18 protein-coding genes, 1 pseudogene and 1 other annotated feature are annotated in these 20,423 nt (G+C 36.7%); of the genes and pseudogenes, 12 read left to right on the plus strand and 7 right to left on the minus strand.

Translation table 11 applies throughout. From position 1 onward, the window contains the following. Positions 1-51: 51 nt before the first annotated feature. The 5 genes from CZ487_RS12780 to CZ487_RS12800 all read right to left on the minus strand — a co-directional run bounded on the left by CZ487_RS12780 (position 52) and on the right by CZ487_RS12800 (position 5,913). Entirely contained in the window at positions 52-849 is a 798-nt protein-coding gene (locus CZ487_RS12780; RefSeq protein ID WP_077212522.1) for a glycosyltransferase family 2 protein, read from the minus strand. Positions 850-961: 112 nt separating this feature from the next. Then, the gene (locus CZ487_RS12785) at positions 962-2,332 is read right to left on the minus strand and encodes a UDP-N-acetylmuramoyl-tripeptide--D-alanyl-D-alanine ligase (protein WP_077212523.1); all 1,371 of its coding nucleotides are present in this window, start codon (positions 2,330-2,332) and stop codon (positions 962-964) included. Positions 2,333-2,470: 138 nt separating this feature from the next. Continuing rightward, complete coding sequence (locus tag CZ487_RS12790) at positions 2,471-3,445, minus strand: hypothetical protein (RefSeq protein WP_077212524.1); 975 nt, start codon at positions 3,443-3,445, stop codon at positions 2,471-2,473. A gap of 221 nt (positions 3,446-3,666) precedes the next feature. Continuing rightward, a complete protein-coding gene (locus CZ487_RS12795) occupies positions 3,667-4,755 on the minus strand; it encodes a YheC/YheD family protein (protein WP_077212525.1) in 1,089 nt (362 codons plus the stop codon). A gap of 372 nt (positions 4,756-5,127) precedes the next feature. Then, positions 5,128-5,913 carry a metal-dependent hydrolase gene (locus CZ487_RS12800; protein ID WP_077212526.1) on the minus strand — a complete coding sequence of 262 codons (786 nt, stop codon included), beginning with the start codon at positions 5,911-5,913 and terminating at the stop codon, positions 5,128-5,130. Between the two features lie 327 nt (positions 5,914-6,240). On the opposite strand from CZ487_RS12800, the gene CZ487_RS12805 reads away from it, so the two are divergent. The 6 genes and pseudogenes from CZ487_RS12805 to tyrS all read left to right on the plus strand — a co-directional run bounded on the left by CZ487_RS12805 (position 6,241) and on the right by tyrS (position 11,679). Next, positions 6,241-6,834, plus strand: coding sequence for a YdcF family protein (locus CZ487_RS12805; RefSeq protein ID WP_077212527.1), 594 nt, complete (start codon positions 6,241-6,243; stop codon positions 6,832-6,834). A gap of 153 nt (positions 6,835-6,987) precedes the next feature. After that, on the plus strand, positions 6,988-8,046 hold the full coding sequence (locus CZ487_RS12810) for an NHL repeat-containing protein (RefSeq protein ID WP_077212528.1): 1,059 nt from the start codon (positions 6,988-6,990) through the stop codon (positions 8,044-8,046). Between the two features lie 276 nt (positions 8,047-8,322). Beyond that, a pseudogene (locus CZ487_RS27520) lies at positions 8,323-8,457 on the plus strand (MBL fold metallo-hydrolase); the annotation flags it as partial. Between the two features lie 155 nt (positions 8,458-8,612). Continuing rightward, a complete protein-coding gene (locus CZ487_RS12820; protein WP_077212529.1) occupies positions 8,613-9,065 on the plus strand; it encodes a DUF6843 domain-containing protein in 453 nt (150 codons plus the stop codon). A gap of 170 nt (positions 9,066-9,235) precedes the next feature. Continuing rightward, a complete protein-coding gene (locus CZ487_RS12825) occupies positions 9,236-9,712 on the plus strand; it encodes a hypothetical protein (RefSeq protein WP_077212530.1) in 477 nt (158 codons plus the stop codon). 411 nt (positions 9,713-10,123) lie between these two features. Next, positions 10,124-10,379, plus strand: a binding site (T-box leader). Between the two features lie 85 nt (positions 10,380-10,464). Then, a complete protein-coding gene (gene tyrS, locus CZ487_RS12830) occupies positions 10,465-11,679 on the plus strand; it encodes a tyrosine--tRNA ligase (RefSeq protein WP_077212531.1) in 1,215 nt (404 codons plus the stop codon). 89 nt (positions 11,680-11,768) lie between these two features. Here tyrS and CZ487_RS12835 read toward each other — a convergent pair whose 3' ends face one another. Beyond that, the gene (locus CZ487_RS12835) at positions 11,769-12,809 is read right to left on the minus strand and encodes a glycoside hydrolase domain-containing protein (RefSeq protein WP_077212532.1); all 1,041 of its coding nucleotides are present in this window, start codon (positions 12,807-12,809) and stop codon (positions 11,769-11,771) included. A 349-nt stretch (positions 12,810-13,158) separates the two neighbouring features. On the opposite strand from CZ487_RS12835, the gene CZ487_RS26630 reads away from it, so the two are divergent. The 6 genes from CZ487_RS26630 (at position 13,159) to CZ487_RS12860 (ending at position 19,904) form a co-directional block, all read left to right on the plus strand. Further along, on the plus strand, positions 13,159-13,317 hold the full coding sequence (locus tag CZ487_RS26630) for a hypothetical protein (RefSeq protein ID WP_154676033.1): 159 nt from the start codon (positions 13,159-13,161) through the stop codon (positions 13,315-13,317). Between the two features lie 396 nt (positions 13,318-13,713). Continuing rightward, positions 13,714-15,252, plus strand: coding sequence for a spore germination protein (locus CZ487_RS12840; RefSeq protein ID WP_084783251.1), 1,539 nt, complete (start codon positions 13,714-13,716; stop codon positions 15,250-15,252). A 15-nt stretch (positions 15,253-15,267) separates the two neighbouring features. After that, entirely contained in the window at positions 15,268-16,356 is a 1,089-nt protein-coding gene (locus tag CZ487_RS12845) for a GerAB/ArcD/ProY family transporter (protein ID WP_077212533.1), read from the plus strand. Next, positions 16,353-17,615 carry a Ger(x)C family spore germination protein gene (locus tag CZ487_RS12850; protein ID WP_077212534.1) on the plus strand — a complete coding sequence of 421 codons (1,263 nt, stop codon included), beginning with the start codon at positions 16,353-16,355 and terminating at the stop codon, positions 17,613-17,615. The genes CZ487_RS12845 and CZ487_RS12850 overlap by 4 nt, the downstream gene beginning before the upstream one ends. A gap of 497 nt (positions 17,616-18,112) precedes the next feature. Next, on the plus strand, positions 18,113-19,378 hold the full coding sequence (locus tag CZ487_RS12855; protein ID WP_077212535.1) for a LysM peptidoglycan-binding domain-containing protein: 1,266 nt from the start codon (positions 18,113-18,115) through the stop codon (positions 19,376-19,378). Between the two features lie 94 nt (positions 19,379-19,472). Continuing rightward, positions 19,473-19,904, plus strand: a complete 432-nt coding sequence (locus CZ487_RS12860; protein ID WP_077212536.1) for a GNAT family N-acetyltransferase — start codon at positions 19,473-19,475, stop codon at positions 19,902-19,904. Positions 19,905-20,072: 168 nt separating this feature from the next. Here CZ487_RS12860 and CZ487_RS12865 read toward each other — a convergent pair whose 3' ends face one another. Continuing rightward, the gene (locus CZ487_RS12865) at positions 20,073-20,231 is read right to left on the minus strand and encodes a sporulation histidine kinase inhibitor Sda (protein ID WP_084783252.1); all 159 of its coding nucleotides are present in this window, start codon (positions 20,229-20,231) and stop codon (positions 20,073-20,075) included. Positions 20,232-20,423 lie beyond the last annotated feature (192 nt).

A 20,423-nucleotide genomic window follows, 5' to 3' on the forward strand; every position in this document is an offset into this window, starting at 1 on the left:
CTATCCACTAGTTTCGAATAAGCCCGAGCCTAGTGGAAAGCGTTTGTTAAGTTATTCTTTCTCGCAGGAAGATTTTAAAAAAACTTTTAACCATCTATTTGTATTCTTGAATTTAGGTATACAATTACATCTCCATTCGTTTTGTTTCTTTATCACTAAATCTCTTCGTAATTCATTGTATTTATGAATATTTTCTCTTTTCGTCAATCTTTCTCTGTTAAATCTTGATAAGTTATAGAGATGCTCATCTATCCAATGGAAATTAAAGTGCTCTATAAGCTTGAACATGATCTGTAAATCTTCCATATGGCGCCCATTGAATTTATCATTTACATCCCATCCATTTACATAACGGAGGCAGGAAGTTCGGTAAAACCTCGGATATACCGAATTTGCAGTAAGCAATATACATTTTTTATCACTGTAAAAGGATCTTGATCTTCTTAACTTCTTCCTATATTTAGATTTCCACGACAGATGATTACCGTAGCATAAAGCTGTGGAATGAGGTTCTTTTTCCATAGCTTTCAAGAGTGTCTCAATACATTTTTCCTCTAACCAATCATCACTGTCCAGTTGTAACAGAAATTCGGTTTTCACCAGCTGTAATGCTTTATTCAGTACATGACCAATGCCCATATTTTGAGGCATGCAAAAATAGCTGATTTGATCATATTGTTTATGATAAGATTCAATGATTTCTATAGTATGATCTGTTGAAGCATCATCAATGATAAGTAAATTCCAATTTTGATGAGTTTGCGCTAATACACTATCAATGGCCTTATGAATTAAATGGGCACGATTATATGTTGGAATTACAACAGTTACTTTATTTTCTTCGGGCAAGGTATCTAGCCTCCTTAGGAGTTACTCAGTATATCTCAACCAAAAGTGTAGTAATTGACCTACTTGGCTTTTTAAAATTAATTTTTTTATCTTAAAAGTTGGTTTTCCTTTTTTATTTAATGAAGAAGCTTCTTAAATAGGCATCTTCACCAGAAGTTTTTAGGAGTATAATAGAATCTTCTTCTACAATATTTGGAAGAAGCTCCATTAGTTCTGAACTGTCTTTACAAAAAAAGACTTTGTTCTCATTCATTCCTAAGTTTAGTGCTTTTCTGCCTATTTCTACAGCTTCATCACCGATTGACACAAGCACATCAATGCCTGCTTCTACGACTTTTTCGCCAATGCCAGCATGTAGTTTTCTGGTTGACTTACCTAGCAATGACATTCTGCTTATAACAGCAACCGTTTTTTTTCCATTAGAAATATTCTTAAGAACGTTCAGTGCTGCTTCCATAGAGGTTGGGTTTGAACTCCAAGTATCATCAATAATGGTACACCCTTTGATACTAGAGTAAACCTGCAAGTGCCTTTCCACATGTTGGAAATCCCTTAATCTGTCTCCTGCTTCTTTGATTGGAAAACCCATTGTGTAAACTGCAGCTATTGCCGCCAAGGCGTTTTGCACATTATGTTCTCCAAACCCGGGAACATAAAGGTGCTCCATTTGATTATCGAAATGAAGTGTAAATTCCATTCCATTACAGGTATATCGAACATTAGAAGCCCTGAAATGGGCTTTCTCATTAAATCCAAAATAAATAACATTTCCTTTAAATGCATGCAGATCTAACTTGTTTAGGTGCTCATTGTCTGCATTTAAAATGAGAGTTCCTGTTTGGGACATTCCCTTAATAATTTCAGTTTTTGCCTTAATATATGTTTCTACATTTTTACAGCCATTTAAATGATCAATTCCGATTGTTGTAATAACACTAATGTCAGGAACAAAATACTTGGAGCTTATCTTTAGATCTCTAGGACCGTAAACACCCATTTCAAATACAGCGGCCTGTGTATCCTGGTCAATTCCAAGTAAATAGGGGAGATTAGCGTCTAAAATATTGTGACTAAGATAAGTGGACTGGACTTTATACCGCTCCTTTAGAATATGCCTTATCATTTCTTTAGTCGTTGTTTTGCCGCAGGTTCCTGTTATTCCTATCACTGGAATATTAAAAAGGGAGCGATAGTAGTGAATAAAACTCCAATATGCTCTACGTACATTGGGGACTTTCACGACAGTGATATCTTGCTCAAGAGTCGTGAAATCGAATAACTTTTCTGAGACTAACACACAAGAACGGTAACTTTTAAACTGATTTAAGTTTAAGTTCTCTTTTGTGTTTAAGTGGAACAGTAAGGTACTATCTCGTAGCTCATATGGTTTCTTTACAACGTTCTCAACAAGGATGTTACTGGCTCCATAGACAACCTGTCCTTCTATATGTGTAAGGATATCTTTCAGAAATAAAGATTTCATAATATCAACCTTTTATTCATATTTTTTGTCAGATCCTACGAGTTTTATAATCTTCATCAGTTTAGTAAAGAAAGGGCCAATCTAGTTTGCTAGGATATGGCCCCTTTCAATAAAAATTTACCCTATGGCATCATGAAGCTATTTTCCAATTGGTTTTCCACCGACACCCCTAAATGCGAAAATGAATACATTTGGACCATCAATATCTTCACTTCCATCAGAGTTGGTTGGGAGTCCAAGAGAGTATACTTCTGCCCCTACCGATGATAGTGCAAGCAGTGCATCTGCCTTGGTAACTGCCCCTCCATAGAAGATGGTGAATGTTCTGGATTCACCAGGTGCGAGGGCTCCAAACTGAAAATCAAACAGTGCCCCTTGGTCACAAGGACCGTCTTCATAAAATGTTGTCCCCCCTGGTGTGAGAGGTTCTGGTATTGGACAAGTAAGGCTACCGCTAAAAGGTGGAGCAAGCGGATTCGCCGATGCAAAGCCATCGTTCGTAGCCTGTAATACATTAACGGCAGTACCAATGTTAATTTCAACCCATTCGCTGAATGTTGTAGGGGGGATGTCCCAGTCCATGACACGACGGTATAGGAGATTTCCAATTGGTGTACCGGTATTGGTAATCGTTACATCACATTGATACAGATTAGGTGAAGCTGAAGGGTGATAATCGTGAGTCACGTTCACTCGATTGCTAGCGGTTTCGTTCACAAGAGTTGTAAAGGTAGTTGCAGTAGAATCTGGTAAACTCCCGGTTCCACTGGTGTTAGCTGATACTATGGTCATATTATTAGGACCGCCATCGACTGAAACATTAGCGAAGAGAGAAAACTGTCCAGTAGCCATATCATTGTTGGCGACCCCCCATCCTTCACATAAACAGCCGGGTGCCGTGGCCTCACCATTCGTAGGAATAAAGCGCAAACCTACGTTTGTTGTCCCGTCCTGAAATGAAGGTTGAGTGACACCTGGAACGCCTGGAACGTTCAAATGTCCTTCCGGATTGATTCCCAATTGCACAAAACCTGCGGGTCCGTTGTCAATGATAGGATCTAAAGAACTGGATGATCTTGTAAGACTCTGGTTACAATTATTCATTGGATTCATTTTAATCCATCACTCCTTTTTATATTGTAGAGGCACTAAAGGTGCAACTCCATTAATAAGGTATGATGGCGGGGAGGATTGGAGTGGACAAATATATGAAAGTGAGTGCCCAAATTATAGATATATTATATAACGAAAATGAAGTATAGCATTTTTCAACGGACTTAGTAAAAGGGGGCTAATTTATCAAAAAAACATTTTTGATAAAATGGATCATGTCTTCAAGAATTAGTCATCTTTTCTAGAATATATCGAGCATACTCTAGTGGTTTTATCCATGAATCATCACGTATAGGTGAAGCAAAAGGAAATGGAAGAGGGTTCACTTCAAAAATCCATAGTTGCTCACTTTTATCTATACCTAGATCAATACCTAAATCTGCCATATGGTATCCCGATTGGTCAAATGTTTGACATATTTTATGACCAAGATTCGTTAAAGCATTTATCATTGCTGTTGTTTTGATTTCATCATTTAGAAAATGTAAACTTAAAAATTGCTTAATTTCAATTGGCAGATATTGTGTCCCCCGGCCAGCGGCAACATGACTGCCATTTAAGGCTATCCGTGCGAACAAAGACGAGACTGTCCATTCACCCTTGTTATTTTTATTCATATTCATCCGGATATCTGTTGGCTTTTCTTCTCCCCATCTTATTGTCTCTATACTTTGTTGTACGATATATGAGTTGGTTGCGAGCGTGGATTGGATTGATGACCAAAAACTATTAAATGACTGAAACTCATCAAGAATTATTTTGTGGCCCTTTTGATATATGACCTTGATGTTTTCCTCATTGATTAATTTAACTCGTACAATACCTTTACTACTGTGACCCTTAACGGGGTTAATTGGTTTTAAAAACACATCCTGATAAAGGGATAGGGATGTCTTAAGTTCTATTTCGGTACAAATTTTCTTTGTATCTGGAAGATGGGACATAAGAGTCTTGTTAGAAGCAAATAGGTTCCAAGCCTGCCATTTTTCAAATATAAAATTGTTGAAAATGATACACCCTACTGACTCTTCAATTTTCTTAAATAAATCTGGGTCTGCATAACTTTGCATATATAGGACTTTTGGTATTGGAAATGAGCCTTGGTAATGTTCTATTTTCCCTTCTTTCTTCTCGAAACAAGTGCCTTGTACTTTCTGTCTTTCTAAATTTAATTTTTCGATTCTAAAAGTTATAAGGGTAGCATCACAAGGATATCTTTTAAGTCTTTCTGCTACAATACGATGCAGATCACGTTTTACCTTCGATACACAGATTCCTATAACAGGAGTCTTCCCCTTGTTTGTGTACATAATCGATCACTCCTGGAAATCAAATTTCATGGCTGCTTAGTTATAGTCATTTATTAAAAATTGGATATAATTTAATATATATAATGTCTTAAAAAGAAAGATGATTGTATACTTGACTACAAATAATGATTATCGTTAATAAGGATGGTGCATAAGGCATCATCCTTATTATTTAACATTAAGTTGTTAATTTCTTAGATACATAAGCGAGGAAATATGGGTTTTCGGTCATAAACGATATCTTAAAAGCATAAAACCTCCTTTAGATACTCTGGTGAACCGTAAATAGGGTCGGTTTTTTCAAGAAATGATAATTTCATCCGAAAAGGAGAAAGAGGTACGATCAAATTAATGATACAGTACCTCTTCTTTTTAACATTTTTCGAAAGACTTTACCTCTCCGTAACCTAAGGTGATCACCTCGGTTTGTCGATAATCCTTTAACAATTCTTTCAACTCTTTGTCTTTATCAATCATATTTTCCACGACAGGGAAGGCTTTTAATAATTGATCTAGCCATTCGGGTGATGCTGCCGTTTCTTTTGTCGGGAAGGTATGAATCGGGATCACATATTTAACATTTAATAGATTTTGTACAGCATATGCTGCTTCTTTTGGTCCCATCGTAAAATGTCCTGATGAAGATAATATGGCTATTTCCGGACGATAGACGTCTTGAATCAATTTCATATCTAACATCAGTGCTGTATCGCCTGAATGGTAAAGGGTATAATCATTTTTAAAGTCAAAGATATAACCAGCTGCTTCACCAGCATATACTGGGGGGCCTTCTGTCTCGTTGTAGGAGGATGTATGTCTCGCCTGTACCATCGTGACAGTCACATCATCAAATAAAACGGAACCCCCTAGATTAATAGGAAGGACATTTTTGATACCCTGTTGAAGGAGCAGTAATGCTAATTCGTACTGAGCAACAATCATAACGTTTGGGTTGTGTTCAACCAGTTTAGCCAGTCCACTAGTATGATCGAAATGTCCATGTGTCAAAAATACACAATCAATGGAATGGTAGAAATCCTTCCTGTTTAAATGTTGAGGAAATCCAGGGTTCAAATCAAAAAAAGGATCGATGAGATATTTTTTCCCTTCATTGCTTTCGAACATATACATAGCATGACCTAAGCGTGTAATATTCATATAGTACCTCCTGCCCAATAAAAAAATCAAATTCATATCATTCTATTCTTACTTTTGATAAATAAGAACGGTTAGTCCAAAACCGCCAGTTGAAGTAACAAAAGGTGGATGTGGCCTAGGATTCATATAATCTGGAATGGTATTTGGTTAATAGGATTCTGTTCTTGCAAAAAATTGTGAATAAATATTAAGAAGGAGAATGAATGAATATAAAAGCGAACATTCAAGTAAGTTGCAGATTTGCGGAAGAAGGGTAATGGAATCTAGCAGACGAAAATATTAAATGTAATATTCTATTGAAACTTGATATCGTAAGGTGGGAATTCATTGAAAAAAATTTGGTTCAGGTTTGTCTTTCTGATAATATGTTTTATTTTTATTTTCATAGCTTATTCAGCCTTTAGTATTTGGTCTTTTGGTCAGAAAGTTCAATTAGTTAAGACTGATGCAGCTGTGGTACTTGGAGCTGCGGTTTGGAATGATGAACCATCACCGGTTTTACAGGAAAGAGTAAATCATGCTATTTGGCTTTATGAAAATGGGTATGTAAATAGAATAATATTTACTGGCGGTAAGGGGGATGGGGATAAGTTTGCAGAGTCAGAAGTTGCAAGGGACTACGCTGTTAAAAACAATGTCAACCCGGATGATATTTTGATTGAAACCAAGTCAAAAATCACCGAGGAGAACCTCAGATACGCATATGACATAGCAACTAAGGAAAACATTGAAACTTTTACCGTTGTAAGCGACCCGTTACATATGAAAAGAGCCATTTTAATGGCAAAAAATACTGGTATGGAAGCATATTCATCACCTACCCAAAGTTCTGCATATAAGACATGGAACAGTAAAATTCCGTTCTTCATTCGAGAGTTGTTTTTTTATACAGGTTATATTGTCAGTCTCCCCTTTAGGTAATCAACATTAGGTGTGACTACCTAAAGTAAAAATTGTGTTTTTTTATCAGAGGGTTTGTCCCGTACAAAAAGCTCACATACGAATAGAATAATTATAGATTTAATAATAATTTAAATCTAAAACACTATTAATAGAAGGGAGTTTTTAGCTAGATTGAAACGACATGACTATCTTTACATTGGAGACGGCTTCGACAACACGGTAAAGACATTTGATGCTGAATCGGGCAGGTTCCTTGGAAGATTTGTTCCATCAGGTGACAATGGTTTAAATGGTCCCCGAGGGCTTATCTTCGACCATAATGGCAATCTCCTTGTTACTAACCAAAACGTAGACCCTCCACCTCCTCCAGCACTTCAAAATGGAAGCATTTTAAAGTACGATGAACATACTGGTCAGTTTCAAGGATTTCTTGTCTCTCCCAATGACCCTAACGCCCCGTTCGCCCCGCGCGGAATCGTGCTTTCTAAACAAAATATTCTGTTTGTGGCAGACACTATTGTACAGAACGGACTGAATGGAGAAGTGCGGACATATGATGGCACCACTGGGGTGTTTCTAGGGAATCTTGAACACCCGCCTGCAGTAGAGTTTTTCCCTCGAAGTGTAGTAATTGGTCCAGATGGCTTGTTATATGTGTCCGTCCGCAATAACCCGAATACTGCAGAAGGCCAGCTTGGTGGACGGGTAGTGCGCTATAATCCGAATACCGGGGAATTCATTGATGTGTTCATTGAGGGCGATTCTATCCCCGATTTTAACCGTCCGGAAGGTTTGGTCTTCGGCCCTGATGGCAACCTCTATATCACTAGCTTCAGAAGGGACTCGAACGACACAGATAAAATTTTAATCTTCAATCGTAGGGGCAGACTTTTTGACATGATTGATCTCTATTCCGTCGGACAGCCCCGAGCTTTTGCGCAGGCAATCCTGTTTGGACCAAACGGTAAGCTGTTTGTCCCTATTACAGGACCGGGTCCGTTTGTTACAGAAGAACCTTTGGGACCTGATACAGGTTCTGTACGTCGCTACAACGTAAAGACCAAAACATTTGATGTGTTTGTGCGTCCTGCTCTTCAGGGAGGACCATTATCGGAGCCGTGGTATTTGACATTTGGTAAGACGGATCCCGCAACCCTAGCTTACGGGCATAATCAGAAAAAAAACAGCGACCATGATAACCACCATGATGATGATGAAAGCAGTGACTAGTATAGTAGTTAAAATTTGAATATGTAAGGAAAGACCGCTATTTGTGAGTAGATAGCGGTCTTTTTTGGACAAGCTGCATTGTTAAAGGTACAATTTGAATTCTATTTTTACATAATAACAATTTAATAGGAAAACTGCCGTTTCCATCCTCCATTAAATTCATTTACTATTGCCAAAGCAAATGAAAATCTTGCAGGAACTGAAAATACTAATTTACCATTGGTTATTATGGGTGATTTGAATGCTCCTACGAATAGCAGTACCTATAATTTATTCATGCATTATGGTGCTTAACGATTGGCAGATGACACAGGGCCCGAAGCCTTAGAGCGTTTACTCCGTGAATGGGAAAAACGACAGCTGCCAAAGGAGCAATTGAAGGTCTTATCAATAGGGGAAACGGTGCTGTAATGTTAATGTATCTCCAATAATTCTATCAACATCACCACCTTCTTTCGCTTGCTGATGCTTTAACAAGGCAGGAGGTCTACTGGGCAGCTCAGTTTAAGTAAATATGTTATATTTGTAGCGAATAAAAAGTGTGTTTCAGTACGGGGGTGGGATTGTTGAAAGCAAAAATTGGAATAGCAGTGGTTGTTCTAATTTTCTTAGGAGCAATGTATAATTTTATAGTCAATCCAGAAGGAGTAGACCAAACATATTTATTACCTTCGGGTTTTGAAGGTTGTGTAGTCATTAACTACAGTGTGGATGGTGCAAAACCATTAAAAATAGAAAACAATGAAATTGTTTATAAAGTTCCAAAGAGCGGAATTCTAAATACTTCTTCACCTTTTGATTTTGGATGGGTTAATGAAAAACATTCTGGGGCTTATCAATTACGTGCGTTTTATGTTAACGAAAAAGGAGAAATAATAGAAGAACTACCTCAAGAAAAAATTAGGTTTGGAGCGACCGGAGCTAGTCAGGAGGAAGGAAAACCAGAAAAACATTATTTCTATCAGATTTTTGGTGCAGAAGAAATCGAAAACAAAGGTTGTCCAGCACTTGGTTTATAGATATAACTTTTATTGCAACCGGGTGCAATAGTTAAAGATGATCGCTGCGGCGGTCTTTTTTTCTTGTTGTACAACGAGGCTGGTTTGTTGAAGATTATCTACATAGAAGTTACATGTTTGGATATTTTATCAATTGGGGAGTGTGTTTAATCAGAAGGGATGTTGTAACTATGTCTAAAAATATTCAAAGATATATAAATTTTGCAATGGTCATATTAGCGTGGATAACACTTCCTTTGATGGGATCTAATAACATAAAAAGGTTTTTCCCAGCTTCATTGCTTATTTTTCTTATAGAATTACTTACGACACTAATTGGGAAAAGACGAAAATGGTGGGTTTTTTATAATAAACCGAATTCCGTCTTAATTGGTGAATTTCCTTTTCTTGTCGGTCCATTTATGGCGAGCTCATTATGGATATTAAAATGGACGTATGGAAAACTTAAAATGTTTTTATTGATTAATGCAATTTTTGAAGCATTCTTTGCGTTTCTGTTTGCGAGGTTTGCAAAAAAAATAAAATATTGGCGATTAGTTCGATTTAATGGATCTCAATTTTTCATTTATTATTTTTTAAAGGCATTTTTACTTTATGGTTTTCAATATTACTTTGAAAATAAAAAAAACAATCTTAATCAAGAATAAATTTGATAACAAGTATACGGCAAAGGTTGAATATGGTTAATAATTGATTTCACTGGAAATTCTGATGGAGCTAACGGGGCGTTTATAAAGAAAAATTAATTGATGTTAGGTTTGAGAACATTCATCACCTACCCAAAGTTCTGCATAAAGGCATGGAACAGTAAAATTCTTTCCGTTCTTCATTCGGGAGTTGTTTTTCTTTACAGGTTATATTGCCAGCCTCCCTTTTAGGTAATTAATAGATCTTCAACAATCGTGGCTCATTCTCTAAGAAATGCGTCGCTTTTCATTTAAGATCCATTTTCTGGAATAGGAATCTACTATATTGACAAAGTTTAATAACGTAGATAAAATCAATAACATTAATATCTGCATAACGAAGATTTGTTTCAAACATTTCGGAGTATAAGAACAAAGGCTATGATAAGAAAGAGTAGCAATCATGTAGACAGACAGAAAGTTACCGGTTGATGAGAGGTGCATGTTGAACGATTGTGAATACATCTTGGAGCTGTGTACCGAACAGGATTTCCTTAGTAGGCTGCACCGGTTAAGCACCCGTAATCATGTGCTAAAGTATCGTCGTCAAATGACTGTACTTACGAAGATAAGCAATGTGAGTTGCTTATGAATTAAAGGTGGTAACACGAGATAAATCGTCCTTTTGGTTAATCCAAAAGGGCGTTTTTTATTATCCTTTGCTTCTTATAGAACTTGCAATATTAGAAATAATATTTCAAGGAGATGTTAGTATGTTAGTAAAACCTGAAGAACAATTAAAGATTATTATGAAGGGTGTTCAAGAAGTCGTAAACGAGGAAGAATTACTAGCTAAATTAGAGAAGTCATACCAGTTACAGAGTCCGCTTACGATTAAATTAGGGCTTGATCCTTCCGCACCTGATATTCACTTAGGTCATGCAGTTGTATTAAGAAAAATAAAGCAGATGCAAGATCTAGGTCATAAAGTTGTCATTATTATCGGTGATTTTACTGGCCGTATTGGGGATCCAACAGGAAAAGCAAAAGGACGGGCTGCTTTAAGTGACGAGCAGGTTAAAGCAAATGCAAAAACATACTTTGAGCAAATCTTTAAAGTTTTAGACTCAGAAAAAACAACGGTCCGCTTTAACAGTGAGTGGCTATCAAAATTAACATTCGAGGAAGTCATTAAATTAGCAGCAACAACATCAGTTGCAAGAATTCTAGAACGTGATGATTTCCAAAACAGATATAAAAATCAAGTACCAATCGGAATTCACGAATTTTTCTACCCACTCATGCAAGCGTATGATTCGGTAGAGGTACAAGCGGATATTGAATTAGGCGGTACAGATCAGACATTTAACATTCTAATGGGTCGTACTCTTCAAAAACATTGGGGATTAGAAAAGCAAATTGCGATTTTTATGCCATTGCTCGAAGGTCTTGATGGTGTAGAGAAAATGAGTAAAAGTCTTGGCAATTATATCGGAGTAAATGAAGCGGCAGAAGTCATGTTTAAGAAAGTGATGGAAGTACCCGATAGCCTAATTATTAAATACTTTGAGTTGGCAACGGATGAACATCCAGATGAAATACACAACATGAAACAGCTTCTTGAAAAAGGCGTTAATCCGAGGGATATTAAACTTCAATTGGCTAAAATCATTACAAGTTTATACTGGGGAGAAGAAGAAACGAAAAGAGCGGCTGCATATTTTGAAAGTGCTTTTAGTAAAAAAGAAATACCGGATGATATTCCTGAAATTTTAATAGAAATTGGTGCAGAAACAGTTGAAGCCGTCATTCCGCAGTTAATTGAAAATGGATTTGTAAAGAGTAAAAGTGAGTTTATCCGTTTAGTTAAACAAAATGGTGTACAGCTCAATAAAGAAAAAATCAAGGTAGATGATTTAGACCGTGTATTAATGAACCAAGACGTATTACAGATTGGTAAAAAGCGATTTATCCGTTTCATTAAATGATATAGAATTTTTGGGAGCGATAATAAGATATTCTAATATTATCGCACTTTTTTACTTACTGTACCAACAATGTGGTCCACCAGCCTTATTTACCACAAAACCTCTGTAATATCGGCATTAAAAAGATTCGTATCAATATTACACTCTTCGGCATCAATTCCATACTGCCATCCTCCGACCAGGGCGTTTTTTGGAGCATCCGGTTGGTATTCAGGAGCTTCGGACTCTGGTGTGATGCCAACGTTCGGGGCAGCTGTCCAAAGATACGTGTTCTCTAAAATTTCTTGATCAGCTGATGCCGCTTCATTAAAGGCATGATATAATGCTTGTTCAGTATCAAAAATCCCGTAGATACCTGAGGCATAATTCGATTGATTCATGACTTCAGACCATCCTCTGATAAACTCTGAATCTACTGGATAGGTCGGTTCAATATCGGCGAAGATGGCCACACCTTCAGGAATTCCTAGTTCCTCAGCTTTAGCGATGGCTTGCTGGGCTTCATTTTTTCCATTATCATAGCCGGTGGCGTCGGTAAAATGATTCCAAATGACAAGTACCTGGATATCATTGGAGTGAAGCATCTCAACTTCCTCGGACGTTAAGCCCACCGATACACCTTCCTTCTCTCCTAAATAACGGCCCCATATTTGGGGGTCCCCGAAGTTCTCCCTCACGCATGCAAGCAGTTCAGAGGTCGTGAGATTAGCAGAATCGACACCCCAGACGACTTCATCGCCGCCTGCAGTGCCGTCCTTGTTAGTGTTCCCTTGCTCTTGATCTTCCTGGTCTCCATTACTATTACCAGAGTTTGGATCATCTACATCGTTATCAATATTGTTATTCACATTAACATCCACGTTCACATTGATATTGTTGGTTATATTGTTTTCAATTTGATTGTTGTTGCTTCCGTTCAAATTATTCTTAATTGAATTATTGATATCTGCTTTATCTCCATTGACGTTATTTTCAACATTGTTTGTAACACCGCTATCGCCATTTTCCTCATGTACTCCATTTCCTGCGGCTGGCTCAGGTGGAGTTGAATTCATAACGGTGAAAGAGAAGATGGCAAATGTCGCGAAAAATGCTGCTACAATCCAGGGAATTATCCTGTCCTTATACATGTCATACCCTCCTTGTTTTAACACGACATTTTATGCAACAAAGAGTTGTTGTGCTTGTACTTAGAGGGCAGGTAATGTTTTCCAAACAAGTAGGGAATTATCGTTGTGTGGGAGTTCAATTCTTTTACGACAAGAATGTGTCGAACTATGACGAACGTTTCTTCTTTGAGTTGTAAACGTTTTCATATATAATAAATGTAGGCGGATGGCACGCGTGGCTGTCATGGTATATTGCGTAGGCGGGGCAAATACCGAATAGAATAGTAGGAAAAAGATAAATACATATTGAAAATAGTACAAGCTTGGAAAAATAAAAATCAACAAGGGAGTACACGAGGAGGAGTAAGAAATGGAACAGAGAACGCAGTCATTAACTGATTTTATCCAAAAAGAACAATTCGAGTTAACCAAATATATCGCTCATTTATTTGATCATTATAAAATTGGATTTAAGAAAGAGCACACACCGAAGAAAAGCTACCAACCTATGAACTTAGGGCAATCGTAATCAAGACCTTACCATTCTAGCTTAGAATGTTTAAGGTTTTTTTTTATGTAGAAGAATTGGTCCAAAGTAAATATGCATTGATTTGTACAAGGACTCGGATGAGGTATGGAAGCTCCAAAGTTTATTTAATTAATCATTATCTTGTTACGTAAAAGCAACCGACCTGGGTTGTTTTTTTTGCGATCGGGTCATTTATTGTTTAATGATTTCATTTTCATGATCAATAAACAATACTACAAAATTTAATTTTGTCTATGTAAATGATCTAATTAATTTCATAATAATTGGTTTTTTGTGAAAAATAATCTAGAAGCAAAAACTTTGTGAATACAGTTAAATTTTTATACTCATATTCAACCGGTAGAATATATCCTTTCTCCTAGGAGTTAACGAACCATGAGGAATTCATTTTTTAAAAAAAGTAAAATGTTTACACTAGAAATGAGTAAAGAATGTCTAGATGATCCTATTCTCCAAAAAGGGGAATTTTTCTCTGGAGATATTAGCCTGGATTCAACTATTATCAAACAAATTTATTCATATCCTACAAACATTGATTTTATGATAAGGGAATTAACTATTCATGCGATGGAGCAAAAGGCTGTTCTGTTCTACATTCCATCATTGGCCGATCCAAAGCTGATTGATGAAGGAATTATAAAACCATTAATTACAACGGGGAATGTCATTGAGGATGTACGTTCAGCTATCAGTGCAAGTGGTGTCTCAGAGGAAAGGGAAATAAATAACGCGATAAAAGAATTAAATACAGGAGACACCCTGTTATTGGTTGAAGGACAAGCACAAGGTTATCTTATTAGAACCTCAAAGGCAGCAGGGAGAAATGTAGAAAAGCCCCAAAACGAAACGACCTTGCTTGGACCGAAGGAATCCTTTGTTGAAAAAGCAGATGTAAACATTTCTCTGATTCGAAAGAAAATACACAGTGAAGACTTCACGGTAGAAAAGATGGTAATTGGGGAACGTTCAAAGAATGAAGTATATATTATCTACAATAGAGAATTAGCGGGTGTTGAAGTAGTAAGTGAAGTAAAGGCACGCATAGGGGCGATTACAAAAGATGCTGTACAAAATTTAAGCCTATTAGTACAGCATATAGAGGATCGGAAAAGGGGCTTGCTTCCTACGATACTGCAAACGGAGAGACCTGACCGTGCAGCCACTTTTATTGAAGATGGGTACGTGGTCATTGCCATGAATAACTCTCCGTTTGCGCTAGTTACACCAGCCACTTTTTGGTCCTTTTTTCATACTGGGGATGATCATTATTTACGTTTTGTTTATGGGAATTTTACTAGAATTCTGCGTATTTTAGCAATGTTTATAACATTATTCACTCCATCCATTTACATTGCGATCACGAATTATCATATGGAGATGCTTCCAACCGATTTATTACTAGCCATTGCAGGGGCGCGGGAAATGGTGCCGTTTCCTGCCATAATAGAATTACTATTACTAGAAACGGCTTTTGAACTGATTCGGGAAGCAGGAATACGTGTTCCTGTTCCAATTGGTCCGACTATCGGTATTGTTGGTGCGTTAATTTTAGGTCAAGCCGGGGTGGAAGCGAATGTTTTTAGTCCTATTGTGGTTATTGTTGTGGCATTATCAGGGTTATCCTCTTATGCAATCGGTGATGTCAATCTTAACTATTCGATAAGAATTGCAAGGTTTGGTTTTCTCGTAGCAGCAGGCTTATTTGGAATATTCGGGATGGTAAGCTGTTTTATCGTTTGTTTAGCTTATCTAACGACATTAAAAAGTTTCGGAGTACCTTATTTAGCGCCGCTAACACCAAAATACAAGTCATCAGACGATACGATTTTCCGAAAGATATTGTCAAACGAAAATTTAAGACCTGGATTTACAAAAACGAAGGATATAACAAAGGATGTCATTCGGAACAAGTGAAGATAGGTGATTTTTTTGAGGAAAGATGAAAAAGACAAAGTGGGATTTAGAGAGGTCCTTGCCATAATGGTGTTCACACTTGGCTTAAAGGGGACTGACATAAGTACGGTACTGTTATTAAGAGAGGGACTAAATGCTGCATGGATGATTATCATCGGCTCTTTTTTATTTATTATCCCATCACTACTTATATTAAGTAGCGTATTAAAAAAACATCAAACTAAAAATTTGCTGGAGATTACGCAACTAACAATGGGGAAACCTTTCGCCTTTCTGATTGCTTTGTCTCTGTTGTTTTTCACATTAATGAATACAGCAACAGATTCTAGGAGCTATATGACACAATTGATTTCTGTTAACTTTCCGAATACACCTTTGTTCATCTTGTACTTATGCTTTTTAGCACTTTGTATGTGGGTAGCCAAGAAGGGATGGGAAGCGATTGGCTCTATTGCATGGGCAGTCTTTCCATATCTAATGATAGCATTAGCGATGTTATATGTATTAATGTTTAAGGAAGCTGTCTTTTATCGGATTTTCCCCTTATTTGGTAATGGAAAGTGGGAAATTGTTAAAGCAAGTTTTAATTTCTCTTCATTATTTGCAGAACTGTTGGCCATGATGTACCCATTTGTAAAAAATCATAAAACCTATACAAGAAGCTTATACAGTTCTTTATTATTAACTGTCTCCCTTATGGCATTGATGTATTTATCATATATATGGATGTTTGACTACAGAAGTGTAGGGAAAATTACCTACCCCTTTAATGAAGCCATCCGGATCGTCTCACTAGGAAGAAATATTACCAATATAGAAACATTTTTTATCACACTTTGGCTCGTAGGTGTTTTTGTAAAGTTTGTCGTATACATCTATTTCGTTAGTAAGATTTTTGGGTTCTTATTTCATATAAGTGAGTTTGAACATACCATCATACCTATTTCTATCCTTATCCTTGTTATCGGCATGATACCAGAAAACAATGAAATCAGTCTTTTTGTTATTAGAACGAACACATTGGCCTATTTTAAATACTTATTTCTATTTTTACCTCCGATGCTTTGGGTAGCAACAAAAATAAGGGAGGTAAGGGCAGCATGAGAAGAAGGGCATTACCTTTTCTTCTATTTTCAATGGTTTTTCTCCTTACTGGTTGTTGGGATAAAAAGGAGGTAGAAGAGCGGTCTTATGTAGTCGCGATTGGTCTGGATCTTCCTAAAGGTGTTGATCTCGAAAAGGAGCAAGCTGTAGATGTCACCTTTCAATTTTCCAATCCCAAATTAAATGTTAAAGGAGCGAATCCGGCAGAGGGAGCAGAAATGGAGGATATTATCACATTAACAGCACCAGACTTCGTAACAGCGAGAAACATGGCTAATTCATTTGTCACAAGGGAAGTTTCCTTTAGTCATAATAAAGTATTAATTATATCCGAAGAGTTAGCAAAAACGGAGATCTTTTACCGAATGCTAAGTACCGCTTTTAAAGACAGAGAGATGCGAAGAGAAGCAAATATTATTGTCACTGAGGGAAAGGCTTCGGAATTCATTTCAAAAAATAAGCCTGAAATGATGGTAAGACCTCATCGATACTACCAATTTTTGATTGATCGTGCAACCGAGACGGGGATGGTTCCAGAATCGACAATTAACCGTTTTTTTGCCATAACAGATGGTGATGCGGATCTTTTTCTGGCTATGTACGGTTCTTACGATAAAAATAATAAGGAGACCGGCTTCCAAGATGAAGATCAATATATAGCAGGTCAAGTACCAAAGAGAGGAGGAAATCCCATACAACTAATTGGGTCAGCAGTATTTAAGGAAGGGAAAATGATCGGCACACTGACAGGTGAAGAAACAAGAATCACAAGATTTCTTGATAATACTGCAGAACTTAGGGATTTATTCTCAAGCTTTCAAGATCCATTGGACAAAAGATATAAGATAGCAGTGAGGCTGAAGCAAACAAAAAAATTAAAGGTGAAAATTAAAAAAAGGAACGGCCCTCCTAAAATAGAAATAACCTATCCGCTTGATGTGAAAGTCTTATCGGTTCCCAGCATGATTAATTATGCAGACAATCTAGAAAACCAAGAAAAACTAAAAACAGCACTAAAAAACAAATTAAAAGAGAATGCCGAGAATCTTATTGAAAAGACACAAAAGGAATTCAAAGGTGAGCCGTTTTATTGGTCCTTAAACGTTCGTCCTCTATTTGATACTGTTAAAGAATACGAAGAATGGGATTGGATGAATAAAAATTATCCTCTTGCTGATATTCATATAACGATGGATGTGAATATCGTCGGGTTCGGTAAGCAATTAAAAGAAAGTAATATCGAAAAGGTACGTGATTAACGGTGCAAATAGTCTTTTGGATGGTCATTTTGTTCGGTACTGGTTATAGTCTTTGGTACTCCTATTATTTAATGAAAGACAAGAACAAATTAGGCTCATTTGGCATGGCATTAGTTGGGTTACTAATAGGTGTTTTGTCTTTTATGATAAGATTAAAGTAACTTTATATTTGATTATTAATGAAGTTTTAGAAAAGAGAGCGATTGTCCAAAAGGGGCAGTCGCTTTCTGTGCTAAAGGACCAAAATAGCAACAAGGGAATAGGATCTTTTATCACTTAAAGAAGATAAAGTTCAACATGCATATGCAGAATATTTAGAGGAATTAAAGTGAACAGTTTTTTGAATTAACGGGTGCGTTTGTATAATAAGTCAAATAGGTGAAGAAGTACATTTTCTTTTAAGCAAAATTTCCTTTTCATTTTCTACGGAGTTCCTAAGTTTTTAGTACTATTTAATGGTTTCAAGACCATAAACTAGGAACAAGGGGTGAAAAGGAATGAGTGTTCATGTTGTCCAGTATGGGGAATCTTTGTGGCTCATTGCAAATCAATATCAGGTTCCGATTTCTGCTATTATTGAAGTGAATGGTTTGCCTTCTGCAAATGCCATTATACCTGGTCTTGCGCTTTACATTCCAGATGAAGGAAGGCTGCAGATAAGACCTTATTTGGTCAAAGCAGGAGATACGATTTGGCTTTTGTCAAATCGTTTTAATACCTCGGTGGAAGCTATCGTGCAGGCGAATCCCAGGAATGATCTGAATCAATTATATATTGGCCAAAGGCTCCTGATCCCAACACCGTTGAAGCCCGAGATCGAAACGCTGGGATTTATTATTCCGTATTCACCACAAGATAGCTTACCTTTTCTTCGCACTTTAGCTAATTCACTTACGTATGTGGCAGTAGTATCTTATTCATTTACCACAGAAGGGTATGCTTATTTGTTATTAGATGACACAGAGGTCGTTCAGGAAAGCAATCGGCTCGGTGTCACACCTCTTTTAATGATTCGTAATTTTACATCCGAGGGTTTTAATGCTGAATTAGCCGGGAACGTGTTTGCTAATCCAGTCTATCGGAGAAATTTAATAGATAGTTTAATACGGTTTGTGAATGAAAAAGAATATGGCGGAGTGTCATTGGATTTTGAATTTATTCCTCCTGCACGAAGAAGAGAGTTTACTATATTTTTAGACGAATTAAAAGCTGCTCTGGGTACGCGCATCCTGCATGTGAATGTCCATGCAAAAACAGAAGACCTGCCAACGAATCGGATTGTAGGAGCCTATGACTACCGTGCAATCGGAGAGATTGCAGATGTGGTAGCGGTTATGACAATAGATTATGGATACCCAGGCGGTCCGCCCGACCCGGTAGCACCGTTGTGGTGGATGTACCAGGTTGTCCGGTACGCAACGAGTTTAATTGATTCACGTAAGGTACAAATTGCTTTTCCATTGTATGGCTATGATTGGAGGGTAAGCGATAATACGACCACGGCCTTATCCGTTAATGGCGCACAAAACCAAGCAATCTCTGCTGGCACAGTGATTCAATATGACCAGGCAGCTGCCTCGCCATGGTATCGATACTGGAAGGGGATGGAAGAGCATATTGTTTGGTTTGAAGACATTAGGAGTTATCAGGGAAAATACAATTTAGTAGATGAATATCGATTGTTAGGTGTAACATACTGGCATACGAACCTGTCAGCACCGCAGAATTGGGCCTATTTAAATAATCATTTTACTGTTACGTAGAGCAACCGGATCAGGTTGTTTTTTTTCTGTAATCAGGAACTGTGCGTTCTTTGAATAGTGAATTATAAGTGTTATATTTTGAAAGGGTGATAACATGAATATTAGAAAAAACAAGAAAACAGAAGTAAATAAATTAGTACATATATGGTACGAAGGATCCTTAATAGCACACGACTTTATTGATAAGGATTATTGGAAATCACAGCGAAAGGAGATGGAAGAAAAATATATCCCATTGTCTGAAACCTATGTGGTAAGTAACGGAAATGATATTGTTGGCTTCATATCAATGGTAGATAACTATTTGGCTGCATTATTTATAGATGTGAAGCATCAAGGCAAAGGATATGGAAAAGCATTACTAAGTTTTATAAAAAGTCAAAGGGAAAATATTCAATTAAAAGTGTACAAGAAAAATGATCATGCGGTTAATTTTTATTTAGAAAATGGATTTGAAATAAAAGAGAAATTGTTAGATGAACAGACCCTCGAGGAAGAATTTTTAATGGTACGGAAAAAGAGCTAAATACCGTTTTGTTAGTTAGGTTATTATATAAATATACCAAACCTTTAAAGGACATACTCTTGTAGTGAGTAGCAGACGTAACTATATGGTAAAGAATCGACATTCATTAAACAAAAAAGACAGATATGAATCTGTCTTAAGCAACTAGCACATATTGGGATGGTTAAGCTATCCCATTTTTTGATAATAATTTTTCTCTTTAAGATGATGTTGTATACTTCTGCGCTTAATTTCGTCTAACAATAAATTTATAAAAGCATTGTCTAACTGGTGTTCTACTGCATTTCGATACGTAGATATTAATAATTCATCGGTTAATTTTTCCATTATAATAGCTAGCCCCTTTATTATAAAAATATTTTTTATGGTAGAAAATTAAACGCAAATATATTATCTGAATTTTTGTTCAAAAATTAAATAGATTCGACAAAATTTTTAAAAATAAATTTTCTATTCATTTGATCCCACGCTGTTCGAAATAATTTTTTAAATAGGGCTACTTTACTGTAACAAGGAACC

Origin of the sequence: Robertmurraya dakarensis (assembly GCF_900156875.1) — a bacterium.
Taxonomy (GTDB): domain Bacteria; phylum Bacillota; class Bacilli; order Bacillales; family Cytobacillaceae; genus Robertmurraya; species Robertmurraya dakarensis.